General features: G+C 61.0%; 11 protein-coding genes. 7 read left to right on the forward strand and 4 right to left on the reverse strand.

The window, feature by feature from the left end; all coding sequences use genetic code 11:
• Nucleotides 1-11: 11 nt before the first annotated feature.
• From AB7F11_RS03610 to AB7F11_RS03640, 7 genes are all read left to right on the forward strand, one after another.
• Nucleotides 12-1,112, forward strand: coding sequence for an LPD7 domain-containing protein (locus AB7F11_RS03610; protein WP_428290776.1), 1,101 nt, complete (start codon nt 12-14; stop codon nt 1,110-1,112).
• Nucleotides 1,113-1,122: 10 nt separating this feature from the next.
• A complete protein-coding gene (locus tag AB7F11_RS03615; RefSeq protein ID WP_428290777.1) occupies nt 1,123-2,394 on the forward strand; it encodes a DUF1173 domain-containing protein in 1,272 nt (423 codons plus the stop codon).
• A 61-nt stretch (nt 2,395-2,455) separates the two neighbouring features.
• Entirely contained in the window at nt 2,456-4,873 is a 2,418-nt protein-coding gene (locus AB7F11_RS03620) for an N-6 DNA methylase (RefSeq protein WP_428290778.1), read from the forward strand.
• A gap of 260 nt (nt 4,874-5,133) precedes the next feature.
• Nucleotides 5,134-6,150 (forward strand): restriction endonuclease subunit S, encoded by a 1,017-nt coding sequence (locus AB7F11_RS03625; protein WP_428290779.1) that lies wholly within the window; start codon nt 5,134-5,136, stop codon nt 6,148-6,150.
• A 77-nt stretch (nt 6,151-6,227) separates the two neighbouring features.
• Nucleotides 6,228-7,421: an ATP-binding protein gene (locus AB7F11_RS03630; protein WP_428290780.1), complete on the forward strand. Its 1,194-nt coding sequence runs from the start codon at nt 6,228-6,230 to the stop codon at nt 7,419-7,421.
• A 56-nt stretch (nt 7,422-7,477) separates the two neighbouring features.
• A complete protein-coding gene (locus AB7F11_RS03635; RefSeq protein WP_428299844.1) occupies nt 7,478-10,597 on the forward strand; it encodes a type I restriction endonuclease subunit R in 3,120 nt (1,039 codons plus the stop codon).
• The gene (locus AB7F11_RS03640) at nt 10,597-11,313 is read left to right on the forward strand and encodes a M48 family metallopeptidase (RefSeq protein WP_428299845.1); all 717 of its coding nucleotides are present in this window, start codon (nt 10,597-10,599) and stop codon (nt 11,311-11,313) included. Before AB7F11_RS03635 ends, AB7F11_RS03640 begins: the two co-directional genes overlap by 1 nt.
• Before the next feature lie 49 nt (nt 11,314-11,362).
• Here the strand turns inward: AB7F11_RS03640 and AB7F11_RS03645 are convergent, their stop codons facing one another.
• From AB7F11_RS03645 to AB7F11_RS03660, 4 genes are all read right to left on the reverse strand, one after another.
• Entirely contained in the window at nt 11,363-11,785 is a 423-nt protein-coding gene (locus AB7F11_RS03645) for a hypothetical protein (RefSeq protein ID WP_428299846.1), read from the reverse strand.
• Nucleotides 11,786-11,800: 15 nt separating this feature from the next.
• Entirely contained in the window at nt 11,801-12,634 is an 834-nt protein-coding gene (locus tag AB7F11_RS03650; protein WP_428299847.1) for a DUF6731 family protein, read from the reverse strand.
• 104 nt (nt 12,635-12,738) lie between these two features.
• Nucleotides 12,739-13,707: a relaxase/mobilization nuclease domain-containing protein gene (locus AB7F11_RS03655; protein WP_428299848.1), complete on the reverse strand. Its 969-nt coding sequence runs from the start codon at nt 13,705-13,707 to the stop codon at nt 12,739-12,741.
• A gap of 16 nt (nt 13,708-13,723) precedes the next feature.
• The gene (locus AB7F11_RS03660; protein WP_428299849.1) at nt 13,724-14,299 is read right to left on the reverse strand and encodes a hypothetical protein; all 576 of its coding nucleotides are present in this window, start codon (nt 14,297-14,299) and stop codon (nt 13,724-13,726) included.
• Between the last annotated feature and the right edge of the window lie 126 nt (nt 14,300-14,425).

A 14,425-nucleotide genomic window follows, 5' to 3' on the forward strand; every position in this document is an offset into this window, starting at 1 on the left:
AGGAGATCCCCATGGACGAGAAAACCGCACCCTCCCGCCGCGCGGATCGGTCTGCATCGGATGCCCCAGCGTCTGTGGGTGGCACGGTGGAACCTGCCGACCGCGCCCAAGTCGCCATTCGAACCTTCCAGACGCCGGGGCCAGAACCGGGCGAGCGGTACGAACTGCGCGACCCCTTTGCCGACCTCACCTACCGAAGCGACCGCTACCAGGACATGACTGCGAAAGCAGATCAGCTCGGGGCCAACCGCTTCGTGGTTCTGGACGCCAGGGGCCAGAAGTCGTTCGTTCACAAGGTCGATGGGCAATGGCAGCGCGAAGAACCGCGCGAGCAACAGCGTCCCTCACCGACCGCACAACCAGAAAAGACCGCGCCAGAAGCTGCACCGTCTAAGGCGTTTGACCGACTGGAAGCAAAGGCTGAGCGCGAAGCGCTCGTGGCCCGACTGGAGGCCGCGCTGACCGACCGCTACATCATCAAGCGCGCCCCAGTCACCGTGGGTGACCTCAGCATCGGCCTGACCGAATACCGCTACCGGGGTGACACTTCGCGCGTCGCCTTCACCGAATCCACCTTCCGGCTGGCCACCGACACCAACAGCCCATCGGTGGCTCGCTCAATGGTCGATGTGGCCGAAGCCCGCAACTGGCAGTCCCTGCGGGTGACCGGCAACGAAGACTTCCGGCGGATGGTGTGGCTGGAAGCGGCCGCCCGTGGTGTGAAAGCCCTGGGCTACGAACCCAACCCGGCCGACCTGGAACGCCTCAAGGTGGAGCGCGAAGCGCGGCAGATCAACCGTATCGAGCCCACGCGGGACGCCAGCACCCAAAACACTGCCACCGCAGATAAAGCCTCTGGCCGTGGCGGGGGTGCGCGAAAAACCGTGCTGGCTGCCATAGAAGCCATCCTCGTGTCCAATCGCGTCCCTGAGAAACGGCGCGAAGCCATCATGGTGGCGGCAGCAGAAAAGTTGGCGGAGCGCATCCGAAACGGCCAGGCACCCAAGGTCAAGGTCTACGACAAGGCGGCGCCATCGCAGCGAACCGTCGCAGTGCCAACGCCAGAAAGGCAACGCTCGCGCGACCGGGCCATGCCTGCGCCCGCCCGTTGAGGCCACCTCCGTGGAAGTTTCGGCCTTTGGCGTTTCAGCGACCGGCACGGTCTACGAGATCGGGGGCCAGCGCTTCGAGGTCGCGACCAGCGGCTTTGCACAGGCCATCGCCAATGCACACGCCGCCCGCCAGCGGCCGCGCTGCCAGTGCACCCCAGAGGGCGTCGAGATGTACGTAGCGCGGCTGGCGGGGCCGCACAGGGGTTACATCGTCAAACGCATGCCGGACACCGGCTGTCGCCATGCCTGCGACTGTCCGTCCTACGAGCCACCGGCTGATCTCTCATGCCTGGGCCCGGTGCTGGGCACTGCAATCAACGAAGACCCCGCCACGGGTCAGACCAACTTGCGGCTGGGCTTTTCTTTGACCAAGTTACCCGGTCGCTCACAGATGCCAACGGAAGGCGGCGAAAGTGAAAGTGTATGCACCGACGGCACCAAGCTCTCCCTCCGCGGCCTGCTCCACTACCTGTGGGATCAGGCCGAACTCACACACTGGAAGCCGGGGTTCGCCGGCCGACGCAATTGGGCCACCGTGCGGCGACACCTGCTGCAGGCGGCAGAAAACATAGCCACCCATGGTCAGCCCCTGCTGGTCAGCCTCTACATCCCGGAGGTTTTCTCTGTCGAACAGCGTGACGCCATCCACACAAGGCACCGGCGGCAATGGTCACGGGCCATTCCCAGACCGGGTCAACCTCAACCCCTGATGTTGATGGTGGCCGAAGTCAAAGAAATCGCACCATCCCGCTACGGTCACACGGCCATCCTGAAACACATCCCCGACCAGGCATTCACGCTGGACGAGTCGCTGTATCGACGGCTCGGTCGCTGCTTCGAGCGGGAACTCACCCTCTGGGGTACAGAAGCCGATCTGCACCTGATCGTGATGGCCACCTTTCGGTTGGACGAGGCCGGCGCCCCCGCCATCGTCGAAATGACCCTGATGCTGGCCACTGCCCAGTGGCTCCCAGTGGAGGACGCGTGGGAACGACAACTGATCAACGCCTTGGTGCGCAACGGGCGCAGCTTCATCAAAGGGCTGCGTTACAACTCGCGGCCTGTTCAGGCGCTGGCTTCTGTCAGCCTGCTGGACTGCGGCATCGCGGCACACCCCCTGTTCATCGACCGCGACCACCGCCACGGCGACGCCCTGGCGCAAGGTTTTGCAACGCTGGACACCGACGAAAACCCACCCGCCTGGCGCTGGCTCCCTGCCGATGGCGACATGCCCGCCCTGCCGCCACAACAGCTCTGGCAACCGGCCGCCCCACTGCCGTAACATTCCCCGGTTCAACCCAATTTTTTTTCAGGTGCCCAATGGCACCTTTTTTGCGTTCCCCATGGCCATCAAGAAATCCGAGCTGTATTCATCCCTCTGGGCCTCGTGCGACGAGCTGCGCGGAGGCATGGACGCCAGCCAGTACAAGGACTACGTGCTGGTCCTGCTGTTCATCAAATACATTAGCGACAAATTCGCCGGTCAGCCCTTCGCCCCGATCCAGATTCCCGCTGGCGCCAGCTTTGCCGATATGGTGGCCCTCAAGGGCAAGTCCGACATTGGCGACCAGATCAATAAGCACATCCTGCAGCCGCTTGAAAAAGCCAACAAGATCCGCCTCAAGGCCGACTTCGCTGACACCGCCCTGCTCGGCCAGGGCAAGGAAATGGTTGAGAAGCTGGGCAACCTGATCGCCATCTTTGAAAACCCGGCGCTCGATTTCTCCAAGAACCGTGCCGACGGCGACGACATCCTGGGCGACGCGTACGAATACCTCATGCGCCACTTCGCCACCGAGAGCGGCAAGAGCAAAGGCCAGTTCTACACACCGGCCGAAGTCAGCCGTATCCTCGCGCAGGTTATCGGCATCCACCTGTCCAAGACTACGCCTGACACCACTGTGTACGACCCGACCTGCGGATCCGGATCTCTGCTATTGAAAGTGGCCGACGCCGCGCCCACCCCGGTCACGCTGTACGGGCAAGAGATGGACGAAGCCACCAGCGGCCTGGCCCAGATGAACATGGTGCTGCACAACAACGCCGGCGCCCTCATCACTCAGGGCAACACGCTGGCCAACCCCAAGCACCTCGACGGTGCCGCGCTCAAAACCTTCGACTACGTGGTCGCGAACCCGCCGTTCTCAGACAAGCGCTGGAGCACCGGCCTCACGCCCGACAAAGACAAGTTCGAGCGCTTCAAAGGCTTTGGCATCCCGCCCACCAAGCAGGGCGACTACGCCTACCTGCTGCACATCATCCGTTCGCTCAAGCCTCAGGGCAAAGCCGCCTGCATCCTGCCGCACGGCGTGCTGTTCCGGGGCAATGCCGAGGCCGAGATCCGCAAGAACCTCGTTCGCCGCGGGCTCATCAGAGGCATCATCGGCCTGCCGGCCAACCTGTTCTTTGGCACCGGCATCCCGGCCTGCATCGTCGTCATCGACAAGCAAGACGCGCAAGCCCGTCGCGGCATCTTCATGGTGGACGCCAGCGCCGCCTTCATGAAAGACGGGCCCAAGAACCGCCTGCGCGAGCAAGACATCCACCGCATCGTGGACGCCTACACCAAGCAAGACGGCAGCGACCCGGCCTACGCCCGCCTCGTGCCCCTGGCCGAGATCGAGAAGAACGACTTCAACCTCAACCTGCCGCGCTACCTGCAAAGCCGCCAGACCGAAGACCGGCAAGACATTGAAGGCCACCTGCGCGGCGGCATTCCCCAGGCCGATGTGGACGCCCTGCAAACCTACTGGGCCACCTGCCCGCAGCTGCGCGCCACCCTCTTCAAGCCGTTGCGCCCCGGCTACCTGGCCCTGGCGGTGGACAAAGCCGCCATCCAGACTAGCATCCACCAGCACCCCGAGTTTGTGGCCTACACCGCGCGCATGGCCGCGCACTTTGACGCCTGGCGCAGCCGCACCAGCCAGCGCCTGAAAAAGCTCAAGCCCGGCTTCAAGCCCAAGGCGCTGATCGTGGAACTGGCCGAAGACCTGCTGGCGCATTACCAGGGCCAGCCGCTGCTCAACGCCTACGACGTGTACCAGCGCCTCATGGACCTGTGGGCCAGCGCCTGGCAGGACGATGCTTACCTGCTGGCAGCAGACGGCTGGAAGGCCGCCACCTACCGCGTAATCGTGACAAAGAAGGGCAAGGACGGGAAACCCGGCAAACATATCGACAAGGGATGGGCCTGCGACCTGGTGCCCAAGGATCTAATCGTGGCGCGCTACTACGCCAAGGAGCAGGCGCACATCCAGACCATGGGAGCAGAGATCGTAGTCCGCGCGGAGCAGCTGGCCGAGCTGGAGGAAGAGCACGGTGGCGAAGACGGTGTGTTCAACGAGCTGGACAAGGTCAACAAGGCCGAGGTAGCCGCATACCTCAAGCAGATTCAGACCGATCCAGAGATGGCCGACGAAGCTGCCGTGCTCCGACGCTGGCAACACCTTAGCGACGAAGAGTCGCAACTTAAGAAGGCCCTTAAGGACCTGGAAGCCCATGTGGACCGACAGGCCCACGACCACTATCCGCGCCTGAGCGAGACAGAAATTCAGGCTCTGGTGGTGGATGACAAATGGCTCGCCGCAATGGGTGCTGCTGCGCATGCTGAGCTGGACCGCATCACCCAGCGCCTGACACAACGGGTGAAAGATCTAGCCGACCGCTACGACGCGCCCTTGCCCGCCGTGGCGAAACTGGCCGACGAACTGCAGGCCCGGGTGGACGAGCACCTGATACGGATGGGGTTCACATGGAACTGAACGAGCCGAGTGCGAAATACTTGGTGAAGGCGGAGTGCTCTCAGACTGATGTGAGGCTTGTTCCACCAGATTGGCTGCTAAAGACCATAGGAGATCTCTTCAGGTTTGAGGGTGGCTCTCAGCCAGACAGAAGTCATTTTGTTGGATCGCCAAGGCCAGGGTACGTGCGGTTGATCCAGATACGAGACTACAAGTCGGACAGATTCGAAGTATTTATTCCCAGATGCTTGGCTCGTCGATTTTGCAATTCGACCGACATCATGATTGGTCGATATGGCCCTCCGGTTTTTCAGATTCTTCGAGGCCTCACGGGTGCATACAACGTCGCATTGATCAAGGCAATTCCATGTGCAACACTGGATTCTCGATACGCCTATCAATTTCTCAAGCAGGACTCACTCTTCGCTTTTATTGACAAGCTGTCTCAAAGATCGTCCGGTCAAACAGGTGTCGACCTGAAAGAGCTCCGGTCCTACCCTCTTTCGTTGCCGGCGACCCCCGCTGAGCGGCTAGCAATCGCAGATGCTCTGACCGACGCAGACGCCCTGATCGACTCGCTGGAGCAACTGCTGGCCAAGAAGCGCCAAATCAAGCAAGGCGCGATGCAGGAACTGCTTACCAGCCAGCTGCGTTTGCCCGGATGGCAGCAGGAGTGGGCCATAAAGCCCATGAGTGAACTCTTCGACTTCAGCGGTGGTGTCTCTGCCTCGCGCGATCAGTTGGGAACGGCTGGTCATGCTTACCTGCACTACGGTGACATCCATGTTTCAAACAAGAACTATGTGCATGTCACCACCGAATGGCCTGACCTGCCGAAACTAGTCGTTCCATTGAACAAGGTGGGGGCTGGTGCTCTGCTGAACGACGGCGATGTGGTTTTTGTTGATGCCTCTGAAGATGACGAAGGCACCAGCAAACACATGGTGGTGGTCAACCCGAAGCAGCTACCCTTCATTTCTGGTTTGCACACCATCGTGGCAAAGCCAAAGACAGGCGAACTAGTTGACCTCTACAAGCGCTATTGCTTCCAGACGACGGCAGTCAAAGAACAGTTTCGCTTCTATGCCGTGGGCACGAAGGTGTCCGGTGTCAGCAAAACCAACATTCGGAAGATCAGCATTCTGGTTCCCCCACCCGAAGAGCAGACCGCCATCGCCACAGTGCTGTCCGACATGGACACAGAGATCACCGCCCTCGACGCCCGCCTGAGCAAAGCCCGCCAGCTCAAACAAGGCATGGCCCAGGCCCTGCTGACCGGCCGCATCCGGCTGGTGTGATGCCTCCCGGGCACTCTTTTATTGACATTTATTTTGATTTCGATAAATTATCCAAATCAACATAAAAACAGATAAACATGATTGCCTACCCTCGCACCGCCCTGGCTGACGAGCTGGTGCACCAACTCCAGGGCAAGACCGCCTTTGGCGACGCCCAGAACGGCCTGTTTCTGGCGGCGCCTCGGCGCACCGGCAAAACCACCTTTTTGCGGGGCGACCTGTGCCCGGCGCTTGAAAAAGCGGACGTGGTAGTGGTGTACGTGGACCTCTGGGCCGACGCCGCACGCGACCCGGGCGTGCTGATTGCCGACGCCATTGGCCGCGCCCTGCAGCCCCACCTGGGCATGATCGCCCGCGCCGCCAAAAAGAGCGGGCTGAACAAGGTGAGCCTGGCCGGCTGGCTGGACGTCGACACCAGCCGCATCGGCAAGCTGGACGGGCTGACGCTGGTGGACGCCTTGCGTGCCTTGCACGAAACCGCAGGCAAACCGGTGGCGCTGGTGATTGACGAAGCCCAGCACGCGCTGACCAGTGAAGCGGGCGAGGCGGCCATGACAGCGCTGAAGTCAGCCCGAGACCAACTGAACCGCCCGGGCGTGGTGAACCTCATGCTGGTGATGTCGGGCTCGGACCGCGACAAGCTGCTGCGGCTGGTAAACACCAACGGCTCGCCGTTCTATGGCTCGCAGATCAAGACCATGCCAGCGCTGGGGCAGGACTTCATTGCGCACATCGTGCAGCTGATCGAAGCGCAGCGCCCCGACTTGGCACCCGTGAACAAGGCCACGCTGCAGGCAGCGTTTGAAGGCTTTGGTAACCGGCCGCAGTTCTTCATGGAAGCGCTGGGCCAGGTGCTCAGCCCGCTGGCGGCGCTGACGGGCCGGTTTGAGCCCGCCATGCTGCAGGCCGCCGCGCAGCGCCAGCAAGACGACGAGGGCCAGATGGAGTCGGACTACCTGGGCCTGAAGCCGCAGGAGCAGGCGGTGCTGTGGCGCATGCTGGAGCAAGGCCCGCGCTTTCGGCCCTACGACGCCGAGGCGCTGCGCTTCTACCGTGAGAAGACCGGGCGTGACAAGGCCGTGACGCCGCAGCAGGCACAGAACGCGCTGGAATCGCTGCGCCAGCGCACGCCAGCACTGGTGTGGAAATCGGCTCGGGGTGAATACGCGGTGGAAGACGCTGCCATGCACCGCTGGTACGAAACCCGCACCGCGGCCGGCACCTGGCCACCGCTGAGCCGGCAAGGCAACCTGCTGCCAGACAACGAGTAGCCCGCCGCAGCAACCCATTGACCCCAACCGACGACACAAAAATCAGGGAGCCCGTCGTGAACGATGTCAGCAAACCGGAGAGCGCCACCCAATACCGGGTGGTGCAGCTGTTGTGCCAGGAACTGGGCTACCGCTATCTGGGCGACTGGACGGAGCGCGCCGGCAACGCCCCGATTGAGGAAACCCTGCTCACCGCCTTCTGGCAGACCAAGGGCTACACGCCCGAACAGATGAGCCGGGCGCTGAACACGCTGCTCAGCGAGGCCGCCAACCCTACCCGCACGCTCTACGGCAACAACCAAGCGGTGTACAGCCTGTTGCGCTACGGCGTGGCGGTGAAAACCGGCGCGGGCGAACAGACCGAGACCGTGCATCTGGTGGACTGGGACTACCCCGAAGCCAATGACTTTGCGGTGGCCGAGGAAGTGACACTGAACGGCGGCCTGGAGCGCCGGCCCGACGTGGTGCTATACCTGAACGGGCTGGCGGTGGGGGTGCTGGAGCTGAAGAACAGCCGGGTGAGCATTGGTCACGGCATCCGACAAAACCTGTCTAACCAGTCGCCAGGGTTCAACGAAGGCTTCTTTGCCACAGTGCAGCTGGTGATGGCAGGCAACGACAGCGAGGGCCTGCAATACGGCACGATCTGGACGCAAGAAAAATACTTCCTGAAGTGGAAGGAAGACGAGGCCGACAACGCAGGTTACAAGCTCGACAAGTACCTGCGCAAGCTTTGCAGCAAGCCCCGGCTGCTGGAGATCGTGCACGACTTCGTGCTGTTCGACGCCGGCATCAAGAAGCTGCCGCGGGTGCACCAGTACTTCGGCATCAAGGCGGCGCAGGCGCATGTGCAGCGCCGCCAGGGCGGCATCATCTGGCACACGCAGGGCGCGGGAAAGAGCATCTTGATGGTGCTGCTGGCGCGCTGGATTCTGGAAAACTTGCCGAAGGCGCGTGTGCTGATCGTGACCGACCGGGACGAGCTGGACCAGCAGATCGAACGCGTGCTGGGCGATGCGGGCGAAACGGTGTACCGCACCGACAGCGGCAAAGACCTGATGCGCCAGCTGGCCCTGCCGTCGCCCAGGCTGATGTGCTCGCTGGTGCACAAGTTTGGCGGACAGGCGCGCGGCAAGAGCGAGGTGGAGTTTGAGCAGTTCATCAAGGACGTGCAGGCCGCCCCCAGCGCCACCTACGGTGAGCTGTTCGTGTTTGTGGACGAATGCCACCGCACCCAGAGCGGCCGGTTGAACCGGGTGATGAAGGCACTGATGCCCAACGCGGTGTTCATCGGTTTCACCGGAACCCCGCTGCTCAAGGAGGACAAGGCCACCAGCCAGGAGGTATTTGGTGGCTACATCCACACCTACAAGTTCGCCGAAGCGGTGGAAGACAAGGTGGTTCTGGACCTGGTGTACGAAGCGCGCGACATCGACCAGCGACTTGGCTCGACCGACCAGATCGACCAGTGGTTTGCCGCCAAGACCAAGGGCTTGAACGACTGGCAGCGCGACGAGCTGAAGAAGCAATGGGGCACGATGCAGAAGGTGCTGAGTTCCCGCTCGCGCATGGACCGGGTGGTGGCCGACATCGTGTTCGACTTTGCGACCAAGCGGCGCCTGTCGAACGGGCGGGGCAACGCCATGCTGGTGGCGGCCAGCATCTACGAGGCCTGTAAGTATTTCGAGCTGCTGCAGAAGACGCCGTTCAAGGGGCGCTGCGCCATCGTCACGTCGTACAACCCGCTGGCCAGCCACATCACGCTGGAAGAAACCGGCGCCCACACCGAGAGCGACAAGCAGGTCATCTACAACACCTACACCGAGCTGCTCAAAGATGTGGTGGCCGACCCCCACAAGACCAAGACCGAGACCTACGAACAGCAGGCCAAAGAGCGCTTCATCAAAGAGCCGGCCAACATGCAGCTGCTGGTGGTGGTGGACAAGCTGCTGACGGGCTTTGACGCCCCACCCTGCACCTACCTCTACATCGACAAGTCGATGCAGGATCATGGCCTGTTCCAGGCCATCTGCCGCACCAACCGGCTGGACGGTGACGACAAGGACTTTGGCTACATCGTCGATTACAAAGACCTGTTCAAGCGGGTTGAGAAAGCCATTGCGGTCTACACCTCGGAGCTGGACACCAGCGCGGGCGGCAGCAACCCGCAGGTGATGCTGAAAGACCGGCTGGACCTGGCCCGCGAGCGGCTGGATGCGGCGTTCGAAGCCTTGCACCTGCTGTGCCAGCCGGTGCAACCACCGCAGGGTGACCTGGAACACATTCACTACTTCTGCGGCAACACCGAGATTGCTTCGGACCTGCAGGAGCGGGAGCCGCAACGGGTGGCGATGTACAAGGCCGTGGTGGCGCTGATCCGCGCCTGGGCCAACGCGGCCGACGAACTGGAGAGCGCTGGCTATTCGCCCCAGGATGTGGACCGCATGAAGGCCCAGCTGAAGCATTACCTGGACCTGCGCGACCTGGTGCGACAGGCCGCGGGCGAGACGCTGGACCTCAAGGCCTACGAGGCCGACATGCGCCACCTGATCGACACCTACATCGAAGCCTCGGCACCGCGCAAGATTTCGCCGTTCGACGACATCGGTCTGCTGGACCTGATCGTGAAGACCGGCATTGCCGAAGCCATCGCCAACAAGCTGGCGAACGTGAAGAACAACCACGAGGCCGTGGCCGAGAGCATCGAGAACAACGTGCGCAGCAAGCTCATCAAGGAGCAACTGACCGACCCGGCGTTCTTTGAGCGCATGTCGGCCCTGCTGGACGAAATCATCCGGCTGCGCAAGCAGAAAGCCATCGAGTACGAGGAGTACTTGCAGCGCATCGCCACTCTGACCCGACAAGTCATGAGCGGCAAAACGGACGACACCCCGAAACAGTTGAACACCCCGGGCCGGTTGGCGCTGTACAACAACCTCAAGGCTTGGGTAACCACCAACACCGTTGGGCAGCCACACGCACCCTACGGAGGAAACGATGCGACGGTGGGTTTGGTGATGGCGCTGGACGCTTCAATCAAGGAACACCGGCCTGATGGCTGGCGCAGCGTGACGGCCCGGGAGCAACTCGTAAAGCAGGCGATCTACAACGTGGTCAAGGACATCGACGCGGTGAACCGCATTTATCCCATCGTGTTCGCCCACAAGGAATACTGATGGCGGTGCACATCGAGCTGGGCGACATACGGGCCGAGGTGATCCGCAAGGACATCAAGCACCTGCACCTGAGCGTGTTGCCGCCGATGGGGCGTGTACGCATTTCGGCGCCGCAACACATGAAGCTGGACACGATCCGCGTGTTTGCCATTTCGCGGCTCGCCTGGATCAAGACAGAGCAGCACAAGATGCAGGCGCAGCCACGCGAGGCACCGCGCCAGTTTTTGACCCGCGAGAGCCACTACGTCTGGGGTCAGCGTTACCTGCTGACCAGGCATGAGCATGAGGGTGCGCCAAAGGTTGAGCTGAACCGCAACCGACTGGGCATGTGGGTTCGGCCCGGTACGGACGAAGCTCGGTGCCAGGAATTGCTGGACGCCTGGTACCGCGATCAGATTCGAGCGACGGTACCCGCCCTGATTGCTACCTGGTCGTCAGTGCTGGGCGTGAACGTGAAGAAGGTGTTCGTCCAGCGCATGAAGACCCGATGGGGCAGCTGCAACCCAACCGCTGCGACGATTCGCCTGAATACCGAGCTGGCGAAGAAGCCTGCGGAGTGTCTTGAGTACATTGTGGTGCACGAGCTAACCCACTTGCTTGAACCCACCCACGGCACTCGATTTGTACAGCTGCTGGACCACTTTTTGCCGCACTGGCAGCAACGGCGCGAACTGCTGAATGCGTTGCCGGTTCGGCATCATGAGTGGGGGTATTAAGCGTTCAGTTCAGCTGTTCCTGGTCAGACAAGATTCGTACGCTGGATGGTCACTTAAGATTTCGCAGCACGAACCACAACTTCCGACCCACATCCATCAACGAGACAAATGCTGCTGCGTGAAATCCGACGGCAAAGCAAGCCACATACGGAGTCAGTGGAAATCCAAACAGCAGCGAAATCCCCAATACGGCGCACAAGAGGAACAGCAAGAAGTCAACAAGCATCGTGTCGAGCAAGTCGCGGTAGTAGCCCTGTTCTCGCATGACCTTCAGCAGATGCGTGTGACTAATACTTGCTAGAACGGCCAAGGCCGCGAGCAAAAATCCCAGCATCGTTGTGCTGATGGAAGCAACCGTTCCACCGAATGACGCAACGGAGGATGCGTCAGCGAACGATGGGTAAGACTTCCAGTACCAAGATGCCAATGCAGCTCCTACACCTACGATAGTTGGAGCGATAAAGGGGTTCACGGCTACTCCTTGCAACTAGCGTTCAACTTCTAGACGTGGGATGCTGCCTCTTTGGCGATCGAAGGCTTGTTCAAGGCCCTCAAACACGTGCACAGCGAGCGGGTACCGCCCAATCATTTCAACTCGCAATGAGTCTTTAAGGGGCGCCATAAATAGCTCGATGAGCTCTTTGTCTTCCGCAAGCTTTATCCGGACTTTGCCGGTTCCGGGAGTACCCAGAATCTGTCTGACCATTTGCTTGGATTGCTCTGCCAGTCCCCCATTTCGTGGCGCTCGCAACGTGAATTTCGCATGTGCTGCATCTATGCCTGCCATCATGTCGAACGCATCTTGATTCCATCTTGGGGCTCGCCCGGGAACAGCAGGAGGCCGATCGTACGCAAAGTCGAGTTCATAGAGCTGCCCGTTCAGAACTCCATCCAGCTCAGCGTCATTCATCACATGAGGCAGCAGCACCGCCGCGTCGAAAAGGCTGCTTAGATAGTTTTCCGCTCGACTCAATCCCCCTGCTGAACGGTTGGCTTGCCAAACCAACACGTTGCCACGAGTCCTGAGCAAAAAGTTGCACTTTTCGATCAAGTGTTCGCCCTCCTCAAGATCAAGCTCATGTTCTTGATCATTTGCTGCAACCACGTGAGGCGCATCGTCGCGCAACTTCACAAAGGTCCCCTTCCAAACCGTACCAACCAGATGCATATCCCGCATCTGAAATCGCTCTCCACTTACGTCGAGCATTGGCAAGTTCTGACCATGTTGTCTGACGGCATCAGCCAAAAACCCAGACAGCGGCAAACCTTCCGCCCCAACAGAGGTCCTCGCGAAAAAGACCTTGAACACCTTGAATGTCATTAATTCAGCTCCCTGGAAGTCACTCAGATTCAGAAACCAATTTTCAACACATCTTGTCACAAAATAGACCGCCACCTTTCGTGGAGCGTTTGCCGACGACAACCTCAGCGAATCAAATGCATATGATCAAAGGGTTCCATTCGCGCAGGAGTCCCAAGGTGTGGCCTAGACTTTGTTGGCAGCCACGTAGCAGCAGTCTCCTGAAGGAACACTGCAATCGATCCAGCCAGCTTCACGTCGCGGGCATCGGGTGATCCGGCTAGGGCTTGCCCAATGTGGAGCCAGCTGTTCAAGGCATCTGCTCTGCTGACGCGTGCCTTATCCCCTGAACTGGTGGTGGGTCGGGCTTTTCTCAATCGACCATCTTCCTTGGCCTTCAACCGCCAGAGGTCCGGGTGGCTCATGCTTTGGCCACGGGTGACCTGTCGGGTGGCTTCTGCCTCGACCCCATAGCCACGCAGCTTCTCGGCAAAGGTCTCGCGCCACCGCTGCAGATCGGCCTTGCGCGGGTTGAGTCGTCGGCCGTATTGAGACTCAGCCCGCACACTGACGTGCACATGCGGGTTGGCCTGGTGGTCGTGCAGCACCATCACGTATTTGTGGTCTGCCAGTTCGGTCTGCGCGAACTCGCGCGCCGCACGCTGGACGATCAACGGATCGGTACCTCTTGGCATCGACAACATGATATTGAACGCTTTGCGCCTGTGCCCAACGTCTTCGATCAGACTGCCCCCGTAGCGCCATTCGTCGGTCAACTCATACACAGCCGATTTGCCGCGCACCGTGTCCCCTTGTTCGGTCTCGATGTCGAGCCGACCGTTCTTGCTGATGTAGCGGAAGTGGGCGGCGATGGCCAACATGCCCCGCCCTCCCCCGGTGACCTTGACCATGACCTGTGGCGCCCGTCGCACTACCGTGGCTTCGATGCGCTGGCGTATGGCGGCTGCCCGCTCCCTCAGGCCGCCCCCATCCAGCCGGGGCTGGGGTTGGACCTTGACGACCCGATTACCTGGATAGAACAAGCGGTCGCCCCACTGAACGATCACGCCATCGATGTTGGGTGTCTGGGCCATGGTGTTCTCCTGGGTGTCAGCGGTTGGAACAGTGCCGGGTTTCGCCGGTGTGCCCACGCGGGCGCAGATCGGCCAACAAGCGAGCGGCATGGGTGAGGTGGCGACGAACATCCCCATCCAGCGTGTCGAGCGTGTCGCGGTACACCATCGCCTGCGGCACGTTGCCCAAAGTCAAGAACCGCGTCAGAGCGTGAATGTTGCGGCTGAGGCCAGACAGCTGGGCATTGGACGCTGTGAGCGCTGCGAGCTGATCGTTTCGGCAGGTACCGGATGTCAGCGCGGGAATACCAGCGACGAGACCGGCCAGGTAGGCGCCGCGTGAAAGACCCGATGAACGAGCGCCAGCAGCCAGTTGCTCTGCTTCAGAAGTTGTCAATCTGATTGACAACTTGACGATGGGTCCTCCAGGTGTTGAGCCTTGTCCAGACGCAGAGACCTGAGGTGGGGACAACTCATCCAGCTCGAGGTCGCGGGCCACGGCACGCCGGACCAGCACCGACACACTCACCCGTTGTGCCGTCGCACGCGCGACCAGTGCGGCTTTCAAACCGCGCATATCGACCGTTACGAAGTCAGGGTTGTGGGTGTTCATGTACCTACCGAAGGTTGCAAACGTGAGCGAAGCGAGGCGTTTGAGAAACTGGCGGCAAGCCGCCTATCCTGCACTCAATCTATGAGCCTATGGTCGTGGAGGATCGACAGAGCCGAGGCGCTGGAT

Origin of the sequence: Hydrogenophaga sp., from assembly GCF_050250835.1 — a bacterium.
In the GTDB taxonomy this organism is placed as follows: domain Bacteria; phylum Pseudomonadota; class Gammaproteobacteria; order Burkholderiales; family Burkholderiaceae_C; genus Hydrogenophaga.